The organism is Streptomyces sp. NPDC015032 (genome assembly GCF_043080425.1).
Classification (GTDB): domain Bacteria; phylum Actinomycetota; class Actinomycetes; order Streptomycetales; family Streptomycetaceae; genus Streptomyces.
On sequence record NZ_JBIBVN010000083.1, the window covers coordinates 1 to 10903 of the forward strand.

Consider the following 10903-nt stretch of genomic DNA (forward strand, 5'->3'; position numbering starts at 1 on the left):
GTCCACCACGGCCTGACCCCAGGCCCGAAGCGCAAGCCCATCACGCCCCGACGACGCCATCAGACACTCAACCACCCAACAACGTGACAGCGCCCCGCGGTGGCACATGCCCGTTCGCGCCCTGGAGGCCACGATGAGCGAACAGCCGACCCCCGCCGCCCAGCAGCAGCTGGAGCCCGACGCCGCCGACGGGCTGCGCGCGTACGCGGCCCGGACCCGCGAGAGCGCCGACCAGCTCGCCGCCGTCCTCGAGGACATCGCCGCCAACGGCCTGCCCGCGGTGGAGGACTGCACGCCGTGGGAGGAGCTGCGCGAGGCCCACCTCGCCCGGCTCGCCGCCCAGCGCCCGGCCGTCGCCTGATGCCCGCACCACACGGCCCGCGCCGCGCCCGGATCGCGTTCTCCGACTCCGCCGCCAAGCAGCTGGACGTCATCACCAGCGAAGCCGAGCTCCACGCCCTGGACCGCGCCCTGGTCGTCATCTCCGTCGACCCCGACGCCGGCGAACTGCTCCCTGGCGACGGCAGCGGCCCGCGGCTGCGCCAGTACGTCGACGACGTCGAACGCGTCCGGCTCGTGTACTGGGTGACGGCCTTGAAGACGGTGGTCGTCGTCGCCTTCATCGGGGTGTAGCAGCAGCCCGCTGCCCTTGCACTGCTCCTGGCGCTGCCCGTGCTCCTGGTCGTGCTGCCCGACTGCTGCATGGCGGCTCCGATGGCAGCGCAGCATTCGCACGGTCCAGTCAGCACACGGGTGATGCACGTGCAGCAGGACCGTCTCGCCGTGCAGCGAGGTCTTGCAGCAGTACCACCGGGATCGCGATCTGATCGGCAGCCTTGAACTCGCGAGCTGCGAGCCTTCGTGGATGTCGGCATCGAGTTCCCCTACCGGGCGCCACAGCCCTGATAGGACAGGGCTTATGAACAGCGTCAAGCGCCGCCGCGCCCATGCCGTGCTCCAACACACGGTCAACGCTCTCGAGGGCACATCCTGGAGTAAGTCCATCGGTGAGCGAGGTTTCCGCCTGAGCGTTGGCCTCGAAGGCGATGTGCTCAACGTCTCCCCGCACTCCACCGTCCCTGGCCCGTCCGCACCCCAGGTCTACTGCCGGTATCCAGAGAACCAGCGCCTCCAGCGCGTAAGGACCCACATGGCCTGCCTTCGCGGCGACCTGCTTTCGATTGGTCTCGACTTTGCGGATCCGTTCCCAGATGCCTTGCAGAAGATCGTGAACGGCGAGCCGGTCACTGTCGCTGAGTACGAGCCGTCACGTGTGCCTTCGCACGCATCGTGAGGTCGTCTGCGCTGAGTAGGCCGCCTGCTCTTGTTCTGGAGAACTAGAACAAGTCGGTATCCCTGGTGATGCCTACAGCCTGGCTTCGTCCACGAGAACGGGTTCTGGCTCAGCTTCCGTGCAGCGGTTGCTGTGCGTGATGAAGGCGACATGATCTGCGCATCGACGATGGGGCAGTAATCCCGAAGCTATGGTGCAGCGATGAGCAACGACTCCCTCCTCGGCCGCGCTGTCCGTCTCGTTCCGCTGTCCGTCGATCATGCAGAGGCGTTGTTCCCCTCAGCGTCGGATCCTGAGGTCTGGCGTTGGATGCCCCGGCCTCGCCCAGGCTCCGTGATAGAGACGCGGGAGATGATCAGCCAGATGTTGGCGGATCGGGCGAGGAGATGCTTCGCCGTCCAGCGCCTCACGGACGAGACAGTGATCGGCTCGACCAGCCTGTATGAGCTTGACCTCGCGGAGAGCCGTGCGGAGATTGGTGCGACTTGGTTCGACCGTTCTTGTTGGGGCGGTCCCTACAATGCCGAATCCAAGCTTCTGCTGTTGGCCCACGCCTTCGACGATCTGGGCCTTGCTCGAATTGCCTTGCGAACCGACAACCTGAACGTGCGGTCCCAGCAGGCGATGACGCGGCTGGGGCTGGTCTATGAAGGGACGTTGCGCAGCCACATGGTGCGTCAGGACGGTACTCGTCGTGATTCGCTGTACTACAGCGTCCTCGTGGATGAGTGGCCATCCGTGCGCGGCAAGCTTGTTGCCCGGGTGGCGGCCAAAGTCGCTGTCTGATCGTGTAGCGGCCTGTCACCGGGCGAGGAGAACCCGCTTCCGCAGGAGAGCGAAGCCGGCGCGGCCGAACATCTGCCTCTTGAGCATCTTGATGCGGTTGACGTGTCCCTCGACGACGCCCGAGTTCCAGGGCAGGGTGAGGCCGGCGATGACGGCGTCGCGGTCGCGGTCGATGCCTGCGGCGAGGGTGTGGAGGCTGGGCAGGTCGTCCTGTCGGACGGCGTCGAGCCAGTCCGGCAGGTCCTTGCCTTGGCGTCCGGTGAGCATGGCCGCGAAGGAACGGACGTGCCGGGTGAGCGCGTCGAGTTCGGGGCAGTGTGTCCGCACGTTCTTGAGTTGGAGCTGCTCGGGTTCGGTGAGGGTGTCCGGGTGTCGGAGGATCCATCCGGCAACGGCCCGGGGGGAGGGCGGCCGGGCGGTCACCGGTCGTGGTGAGGTGCGCTTGTCGTGCAGGTAGGCGCGAACCCGCTGGTAGCTGCCCTTGTAACCGAGCGGAACGATCTCCTCCCAGAGTTTCCACGCATTGGTGCAGCCCTCGTTCCAGCGGTTGTCCAGGTAGGGCTTGTAGTCGTCGAGGACCGAGGAGCGGTTCTGCCACTGGCCGGTGAACAGGTCTTCCGGCTTCGCGGCGTCGGCGAACCGTTTGACGGTGTGCCAGCTCATCCCGAGCTGGCGCTGGACCGATCGCAGGCTGTGTCCTGCTTCCAGCAGGGCATGAACGGCTGCGTGCCGGGTCCGAGTCCGGTCGGCAAAGCGGTGACCTGTCGGCCATGGCGACGCGGATGGGTCCGGGGCGGGAACGTTCTCCAGTTCGGGCTGAGACGCTGCGGGCGTCAGGACGCGCAGGCAGCGACGGTGCTGGGCGGCACTCCGCTCGGCGGCCTCGCTCAGGTTGTGCCAGAGATGCCACCGATCCGCGACCTGCACCGCCTGTGGTGCTCCGGCAGTGGCACCTTCAGCGAAGAAAGGCGCGCGGTCCCGGCATACGATCTCGACACCGGGCCGCTGTGCGAGCCAGGCGGCCAGGCTGGATGCCTCCCGGTCCGGGAGCAGATCGATCGGACGGCGGGGCTCGACGTCCACCAGCACGGTGCCGTAGTGGCGGCCCTTTCGGGTGGCGTACTCGTCGACGCCGACCACCCGCGGTGCGGGCACCTCCGGCTCAGGCAGAGCGTTGACCAGGCGCAATACCGTGCTCCGGCTGATGGACACGCCGAGGACGGAAGCCAGCCGGGCGCCGGCCCGGCCGGCCAGGGCGAGACCGAGTGCGGCCAGGGTGGAACGCAGTCGCTCGGTGTGCTGACCATGCCTGCGGGTGAGGCCGGGTATCTGTTCCGCGAAGGTCCGGCGGGGGCACAAGTTGTTCCCGCATCGGAACCGCCGAACCCGTAACTGGAGCACGACGCTTCGTCCGGCGCTCGGCGCGTCGGCGGGAAACCGCAGGTAGGAGCTGTGGACCCGAGTCGACCAGGCCCCGCATCCTGGGCAGGCGGCGCCGACCGTGATGCATTGCGCGTCAACACGCACTATCTCGATGTCCACGTCTACCGACAGCACCGCGATGTCCGCGATCGACGGGAACAACAGCTCTTTCAACCGGAGTGCAACCCCTTCCACAGCCCGGACTTTCAGCCCAACCGCCACGGCGACGGCTGATTTTCGGGCGACTTCCGAAGCTGTCCCGAGAGGGGCGGATGTCACTCACAGTGGCCGCTGCACGGAAGCTGAGCCAGAACCGCTCGAAGTGAACGAAGCCACTCCCTTACTTGTTCCAGTCGGTCTTACCTCGGCATACGAGTTCACTGAGATCGCTCTCCAGGGCATCAAGCGCTGCGGCCACCTGGTGATCCTCTGCTGCCACTGTGCACAGCTGCCGGGTGCGTTCCAGGTAGTGCTCGAGACGCTGGTGAGAGATCGACAACAGTGCCGTTCCATGAGGTGAGTTCAGTCGCAGGTACGTGCGTTGGTGTACGTGCGGGCTGGTGGGCTCCGGTGTCCAGATGACGACATCACCGTCGCCTGCGCTCCGGCTGAGTCCGTCGATCAGCAGACTCCGTGCGATGAGCCAGACGACAGATTCGTCGGTGCCAGGGTGGAAGGTCATCTGCACAGCGAAAGGATCGCTGGAGCGATAGGCGAGTTCGACAGCGACGGGTGCGCCTGGGTCGTTCTCATGTTCGTGGAACAGCATCTCCACGCGGCCGCGCAGCACTGGCGTCCCTTCTTGTTCCGTGAAAAGGAGTTCGCCCGCATCCTCCTGGACACCGCAGTGGAGGTACTCGCCGACGCATGTGACCGGTGCTTCTCTCGCAGTCGCGATGGAGTGCGGTTCGTGGGTTACGGCACCATGGGATGCGGGCCTGCGCGGTGGCGCCGACAGGGTGGGTAGATGGCTGGCCAGCAGTAGCTGCTGCGGCCATGCCAGATCTGCGCGGTGCTCTCTGATCGCTGCAATCGGCTGATAGCGGCGTTGGCCCGTGAGGAACGTTGCATGCCAGAAGTCGGATTCGCAGTCTCCGTCCATGCGCGCGAAGGACCACAGGTCTGCTTCGTCCGCAGCAGTTCTCCGGCGTGGTACGAGCGGTTCGGGGCGCAATTCTGGTGGAACCGTTCCTGCTGCATGCCAGGCGGTGACAGAAGCCAGCGACGGGCACGTCTCACCGATACCAGCAGCGGTTGGAGGCGCCATCAGCAGGTCGGTCATCCGTGCTGCATGCACGTGGCGTGTCTGCTCGAGGGCCGGAGGTGCGGCCGGGTGAGCGCAGCCGTAAGGGGCATGTGCGGGGAGCGCGGGTGCCCGTTCGCTGTCGTGCACGCACGGGGTGCTGAAGGCCAGCTTCGCTTCGTCGATGAGGCGTTCGGCTCGGATCATGGTGAAGGGCTGCTGCCTCAGATCCTGCATCCGCCGGTCGAAGTGGTGGGGTGTCCGCCGTCGTGCTGCCAGGGTGGCAAGGACTGCCATGACATGTGTCTTGCCGCTGTTCAGGTGGCCCACCACGACTCCACCCGAGGAGGGCAGCCGGGCGCTGGATCGCAGAACTGACAACGCCCTTGGATCGGCGCACAGGACGGTGATCGGCCGTCCGGTGCTGCTCCAGATGAAGGTCGGTGTGCTGTGGGGCTCGTGGTCTTGGTGCCGGGGTTCTCCTGCGAGGGCCTGGGCCATACGGCTCTCGACCTCTGCGGGGATCGGCTCCGTCTCGGCCAGGACATGCTGTGCGCCCAGGCTGGATGCCTCGAGCAGTGCGTCGAACTCGTCCTCGGTCACTTCGGCGTCGCCCGTGACGGGGTACTGGTTCAGGCTCATCGTGCTCCTCCTTCCCCAAGTTCGGGCTCTTGCTGGTAGGCGTTGAGGACTCGCGTGCGGGTCCGGCTCAGACGGCGCTCGAGTGCCTTCTCGGTCAGGCCGACCCGGAGCGCAGCCTCGGCCTGGGTGTAGCCCAGGGCGCGCAGGCCCAGTCCCTTGCGAAGCTGGGTGTCGGGGATATGGGACAGGACACGGGTGAGTTCGTCGGCGGTGGCGGCCACGTAGTAGGGGTCGACGGCCCTCTGGTCGGGGATGTCGCGCGGCTCTTCGTCGTCAAACGGTTGAGGCTGAATATCGAGTTCGGCCAGGCGGCTCTTGCCGTTAAACCAGGTCTCGTAGGCGGGGCGGTAGCTGCGGACCGCTGCGCCGACGACGAAGGTGGTGAGGCTGGCGCCGCCCTCATGGTTCCAGCCTCCCTGCCTCAGTCCCCGGTCGCGGAACAGTTCCATTCCGCTGATCATGGCGTCGGTGGCTACCTCGATGCGGTCGTCCTGCGTCCAGGTGCTCGTGATCATCCGTGGCTTGACGGGACGGCCGGCGGCACGGGCACGGGCGAAGATCTCACCGGTGCGGGACCACTTGATGATGATGCGCCATCCGTATTTCCACCAGCGGGCGGCGGCCTTGTCGTAGCGGGGTCCGCTGAAGTCGTCGCGGCGCAAAATCTCGACAATGCGCCGGTCGGCCTCGATACGGGCGGCTGCGTCCGCGGCCTGCGTGCCGGTGGAGCGGGTCAGGTCCCGTTCGAGGCTCACGAGGGCATCGGGGCCCGGCTCGTTCGAGCCGGGGTCGATCTCATGCGACTCGTCGTCGGGAGCGCGCTCCCCCTGAATCCCATCCAGCACATTCGCTCCCTTGCCTCACCCGCCGCGGCCCCGGGCGGGACCGACCGACTTTCACACCTGGGTCATAGGCCCGCTCGGGGAAACGCCCCCCGCCCAATCCAGAGTTTCTTTTGTGACTCACGTCACGCGGGGGGAAAGTGAGGTGCGGCTGCTACAGCACCAGCGAGGACCGATCGTCCGGGGCGCCGTGGCGTCCCGCCAACCGTGCTGGAGTTGATGATGTCAAACCCGAATCCGCACCCGCTGCTGGGCTTGCGTGCAACGCTCGTCCTGCTGCTGGGGGCACTGGTGGGGATTGGTGCCGGAGTGCTGACCGTTCTGTCCGGCGGGGCTGCCGCCAGCGCCGTACTCGCCGGAGGTGCCGCGTTCGGCGCAGGCGTCTTGTTCTTCCACGCGATCATCGCGTGAGCCACGCGCCTCCAGGCACGCCACGGGGCTGGCTGTGGTGTGCCTGCGCGCAACCGCCGGCTAGTAGGGCTTGGTCATGTTGGTGCGGGGTCTGGCATGTCGCGGTGACAGGTAAGGCAGGAGCTGGGCGGCCAGGGCCCGCAGGGTGGTGTAGGTGCCGCCGCCGCTGGCGGAGCAGACCAGGACGTGCGGCGATTCGCTGCCCAGGTCGACGCAGACCGGCCGCGCGTCGCCGCCGAGGCCGATCAGGACCTTGGAGGCGGGCAGCACTTCCAGCTGCTCGCGGACGGCGGGGTCTGTGAGGCGCAGCGTCGTGGTCGTGGTGGTGGTCGTCTTCATCATGGTGTGGTGTTCCTTTTCTGTGCTGTGCCTGGTGAACCGGGTGTTCTTCCAGGTGGGGGGATCGTGTCGTCCGGACCGGACAGGGCCGGTTCGCGAACTTCGGCAAGCCGGGGCTGGTCAGTCCAGGTCGGTGGTGCCGGCCGCGCCGCGGGGCCGGTTGCGGGCCCACTTCTTGAGGTCGCCGACGTGGTAGAGGAGTTCGGCGCCGCGTTTGTCGACCGGGCTGGGGAAGTCTGGGTCGTTGGCCCGCGCCCAGCGCAGGGCGGCGAGCGTGATCTCCGGCAGGTGGTCCTGCTGGGCTTTGCGTAGGCCGACCACCGCGTCGTCCGGGTCTGGTGCCGGGGCCGGGTTCGCCGTCGGCGTCTCCGTGGTGTCGCCGGGGTCGGCAGCCGGGGCCGGGGTCGGCGGGGTGAAGCTCCAGGCGTCGGCGAGGAAGTCCCGGTCGGCGGCCGGACCGGTAGCGGGCGCGGGCGGGATCTCGGGGGCGCTGAGACCCCAGGCATCGGCGAGCAGGCCGGCGGCCGGGGCCGGGGGTACGGCCTGCTTCTGCAGGGCCGGGCCCGCCGTGCCCTTCGAGTGGGCACCCGACATCGTCCACTCGCGGGCCTCCGCGTTCGACAGGTTCAGCACCTGCGTCTCCTGGGCGCGGCCGCGGGTGACGACCTGGACGCGGCCTGGGTGCTCGCTCGCCATCGGGATGGGACTGACTTCGGCCGAGCCCAGACCGATCAGCGGCGCCGACTCGGGCATCCCCGCGAGGATCTCGCGCACCCCGGGATCGGACAGGCCCAGCTTCTTGGGCGGGACCTTGCGCTTCTTGACGATGACGTGGGTGTCCTTGCCCGCCCGGCGCCAGGTGAAGGAGACGTTCTCCAGGGCGAGCTTCTTCACGATGAGGTCGGCGACCAGGTCCTCGTTGAACCTCATGTGGGTGGGCACGTCGATGCGTATCTGAGCGTCGTCGTCGGAGAAGTGCCTGGGTACGTGGAGGTAGCGGCGCGGGTCGGTCAGCTCCGAGATGCCCAGCGGCACGGCGAGCGCCTCGTGCAGCGGGGTCACCCACTCGCGCATGAACTCGCGGCGCTTGCGGGTCAGCAGCCCGTACGCGACGCCGCCGGCAGCCGCGGCCGAAGCGGCGGCGATGCCGCCGGTCTCCAGCGTCGCCAGGGTGGGGTCGGGGTTCTCCCAGATGTCGCGTGCGGTGGCGAAGGTGGAGTCCTGGTTCTCCCACAGCGCCCAGTAGCCGGCCCCGCCGGTCGCGGCCAGGCCGCTGACGCGGAAGACCAGGCGCTGCCACCCGGCCCGGTAGGAGGAGCGGGACACCTTGCCTTCGACCTTGGGCAGGACACGGGTGCCCTTGCGCCAGAACGTCGCGTCGGTCTCCCGCTCGCCGTCCATGGGTCGGCCAGCCAGGAACCTGCCGATGCCGAACGCCAGCGACTCGGCGGTCTCTTCCACCTGCTTGTCGAACTTGGTTTGTGCCATGGCCGTGCCCTTTCGGCCTGCGTCCCGGCACCTCACACCCGGAAGCGGACACCGAACTTATGAGCGCTGGCCTGTGCATAGAGTTCGGCGAAATGCGGGCCCCGGGCTGCGGTCTGTGGATGTGACGACGCAGCACAGTTGGCAAATCAGCACGCTTGTTGGCAAACGACGCTGATGTTGCCCTGTGGTTACTCTCCGAAGTTGCCCTGTCGCACTGAGCTTGTCGAATTCTCACTGTGTCGCATGCGGTGCGTGTCGGTTCTCATCCACTCGAGGCATCCCTCGGGCTGGAGTGCTGGCGTCGGCTCATATCCGGTGGGCTACGCTGTGCGGCTATGAATACCGGGACGGCCTTGCGCCACACACAGATTGGTGACCCGGTGCTCTTCTGAGCGCCGCACGGGCTGGTTTGGGCCCGCTGTTTGATCGAGGCTCTTCCGCTGCTGCGCGGGCCCCGCCTCCTTCGTGTTGATCACAGGCTCTGTACATCAACCACGACAGGAGCATTCATGCCCACCAAGACGCTGCGGATTCCCACCACGGATGGCCAGGCCGACGCCTTCGCGGCCTTTCCCGACCACAGCGAGCGGCACCCAGGGGTGCTGATGTACGCGGACGGCTTCGGTATCCGGCCCGTGCTGCGGGAGATGGCCCGCGAACTGGCCGGGCACGGCTACTACGTGCTCGTCCCCAACTCCTTCTACCGGCACGGCTCGGCACCGCTGGTCGAGCTTCCCGAGTACATCGGAGAAGAGGTCCGGCCCGCGGTCTTCGCCCAGGTGATGCCCCTGATCGAGGCGCACACCGCCGAACGTGTCCTGAGCGACGCCGACGCCTACCTCAGGTTCCTCACCACCCAGCCCGAGGTCGGCGCCGGACCGGTCGCGGTGACCGGATACTGCATAGGCGGCCTCTACGCGATGCGCACCGCCGCGGCCCACCCCGACCAGGTGGCGGCCGTCGCCGCGTTCCACGGCCCCGTGGGTGTCGATGGGGCCAACCTCTTCTCCAAGCTCACCGCCCAGGTCCACCTCGGCCACGCCGAAGGCGACATGACACCTGAGACCCTCGGCAAGCTCAACGAGGCCCTGGATGCGGCAGGTGTCGGCTACACCTCCGAGATCTACCCCGGCACCATCCACGGCTTCACCATGTCCGACACCGACGCTTTTAGCGCCTCCGGGCTGAAGCGCCACTGGGACCGCCTGCTCCCCCTCCTGGACCGCACCCTGGCCAGCGGCTGAGGTTCCAGCCCGGAAACCAAGCCTGAAGCGGCCGCGACCAGCAGACGGCATGGCGGGCCACACTGATGTCTCCATGGCCGTGGCCCGCCTCTATCGTGAACGAGACTTCCGTAAAAGCCAGGTCGCTTGAGAACCCCCGAGCCTCCGCGGTCGCAAACGACCTGGCATCCCAGCTCGTCAACGGTCCATCACCTGACAGCCGCAGTGCGACGGGACAGAAGTGATCAGTTGCGATCAACCGCTGCGGGGCGGCGTACGAGCTGGTCGTCTGGTGCGGTGAATCCGAAGACCGTCCCCCAGGTGCGTTCCGATGCGTGCGTCCTGGACGAGCTGATGTCGTCGTACAGGAGCCTGGATGAGGCCCGTACGCGGTTGGTGATGCGGGACAACTGGGCGAGTCGCTGGACGGCTGCGTGGCAGATCAACGGGTTGGAGGTCGTCTGGCCGGTCCGGGACCTGGGTTCGGTGCCGGTGCTGTCGTCGAAGCCGGTCCGCGGTTTCACCTGGAGGACGAAGCAGTGGCATCGTCCCGGGCTGGAGTTCTTGGTCTCGACGGGGCGGAAGCACGGCTACGAATCGCTGGAGGAGAGGGCTGCTCTGCTGGCCCTGGACTTCATGACGGTGATCGAGGTGCTTCCGCAGCCCTTCTCCCTCGCTTTCGAGCACGTCGACGGCCACGCGGGGCACATCCCCGACTTCCTGGCGGTGATGAGGGACGGCGGGCACTGGCTGCTGGATATCCGGCCCGCCGGACTGGTCGGCGAGCTGGACGCGGTGAAGTTCGCCGCGTCCCGTGAGGCGGCGGCGGCATGCGGCTGGCACTACTCGGTGATCACCGGTTGGCGGCCGCACGTGCTCTCGGGGCTGGACGCCCTGTCGGCACAGCGGCGGCCGATGACGGACCAGTTGGGCTGCCAGCCGGCTCTGCTCGCGGCCGCGGCGAACGGGCCGGTTGAGTTCGGGGAACTGGTTCGTGCGACTCGACTGCCGGCGGTGGGCCGCGCTCATGCGGTTCATCGGGCACTGTCACATTGGCGAATGGCGTGGGAGGATCTTCGAGTTGATCATGGTGGAGGGGATTGTCCGTGGGGAGCGCATCGCCGTCGTACAGGGGGCATCGGTACCCGGTCGAGGTCATCTCCCACTGTGTGTGGCTGTACTTCCGCTTCCCGCTCAGCTTCCGCGAGGTCGA

General features: G+C 67.5%; 12 protein-coding genes and 1 pseudogene. 7 read left to right on the plus strand and 6 right to left on the minus strand.

What is annotated here, in order from left to right:
* Window positions 1-133: 133 nt before the first annotated feature.
* From ACF08M_RS40875 to ACF08M_RS40890, 4 genes are all read left to right on the plus strand, one after another.
* Entirely contained in the window at window positions 134-361 is a 228-nt protein-coding gene (locus ACF08M_RS40875) for a hypothetical protein (protein ID WP_392190389.1), read from the plus strand.
* Window positions 361-633, plus strand: a complete 273-nt coding sequence (locus ACF08M_RS40880; protein WP_392190390.1) for a hypothetical protein — start codon at window positions 361-363, stop codon at window positions 631-633. Before ACF08M_RS40875 ends, ACF08M_RS40880 begins: the two co-directional genes overlap by 1 nt.
* 286 nt (window positions 634-919) lie before the next feature.
* Window positions 920-1294 carry a hypothetical protein gene (locus tag ACF08M_RS40885; protein WP_392190391.1) on the plus strand — a complete coding sequence of 125 codons (375 nt, stop codon included), beginning with the start codon at window positions 920-922 and terminating at the stop codon, window positions 1292-1294.
* Window positions 1295-1495: 201 nt separating this feature from the next.
* Window positions 1496-2080: a GNAT family N-acetyltransferase gene (locus tag ACF08M_RS40890; RefSeq protein ID WP_392190392.1), complete on the plus strand. Its 585-nt coding sequence runs from the start codon at window positions 1496-1498 to the stop codon at window positions 2078-2080.
* Window positions 2081-2095: 15 nt separating this feature from the next.
* On the opposite strand, the gene ACF08M_RS40895 is transcribed toward ACF08M_RS40890, so the two are convergent.
* From ACF08M_RS40895 to ACF08M_RS40905, 3 genes are all read right to left on the minus strand, one after another.
* Entirely contained in the window at window positions 2096-3724 is a 1629-nt protein-coding gene (locus ACF08M_RS40895; RefSeq protein ID WP_392190393.1) for an ISL3 family transposase, read from the minus strand.
* A gap of 118 nt (window positions 3725-3842) precedes the next feature.
* Window positions 3843-5387, minus strand: coding sequence for an SsgA family sporulation/cell division regulator (locus ACF08M_RS40900; RefSeq protein ID WP_392190394.1), 1545 nt, complete (start codon window positions 5385-5387; stop codon window positions 3843-3845).
* A complete protein-coding gene (locus ACF08M_RS40905) occupies window positions 5384-6232 on the minus strand; it encodes a hypothetical protein (RefSeq protein WP_392190395.1) in 849 nt (282 codons plus the stop codon). Before ACF08M_RS40905 ends, ACF08M_RS40900 begins: the two co-directional genes overlap by 4 nt.
* A gap of 204 nt (window positions 6233-6436) precedes the next feature.
* On the opposite strand from ACF08M_RS40905, the gene ACF08M_RS40910 reads away from it, so the two are divergent.
* Window positions 6437-6640, plus strand: coding sequence for a hypothetical protein (locus ACF08M_RS40910; protein WP_392190396.1), 204 nt, complete (start codon window positions 6437-6439; stop codon window positions 6638-6640).
* 60 nt (window positions 6641-6700) lie between these two features.
* Here ACF08M_RS40910 and ACF08M_RS40915 read toward each other — a convergent pair whose 3' ends face one another.
* Both ACF08M_RS40915 and ACF08M_RS40920 read right to left on the minus strand, forming a co-directional pair.
* The gene (locus ACF08M_RS40915) at window positions 6701-6982 is read right to left on the minus strand and encodes a hypothetical protein (RefSeq protein WP_392190397.1); all 282 of its coding nucleotides are present in this window, start codon (window positions 6980-6982) and stop codon (window positions 6701-6703) included.
* A 117-nt stretch (window positions 6983-7099) separates the two neighbouring features.
* Window positions 7100-8467 (minus strand): hypothetical protein, encoded by a 1368-nt coding sequence (locus ACF08M_RS40920; RefSeq protein WP_392190398.1) that lies wholly within the window; start codon window positions 8465-8467, stop codon window positions 7100-7102.
* Window positions 8468-8976: 509 nt separating this feature from the next.
* On the opposite strand from ACF08M_RS40920, the gene ACF08M_RS40925 reads away from it, so the two are divergent.
* A complete protein-coding gene (locus ACF08M_RS40925; protein WP_392190399.1) occupies window positions 8977-9711 on the plus strand; it encodes a dienelactone hydrolase family protein in 735 nt (244 codons plus the stop codon).
* A gap of 224 nt (window positions 9712-9935) precedes the next feature.
* On the opposite strand, the gene ACF08M_RS40930 is transcribed toward ACF08M_RS40925, so the two are convergent.
* Window positions 9936-10214: a hypothetical protein gene (locus ACF08M_RS40930; protein ID WP_392190400.1), complete on the minus strand. Its 279-nt coding sequence runs from the start codon at window positions 10212-10214 to the stop codon at window positions 9936-9938.
* A gap of 582 nt (window positions 10215-10796) precedes the next feature.
* Here ACF08M_RS40930 and ACF08M_RS40935 point away from each other — a divergent pair.
* Window positions 10797-10903 (plus strand): annotated as a pseudogene (locus ACF08M_RS40935) (IS6 family transposase); the annotation flags it as partial.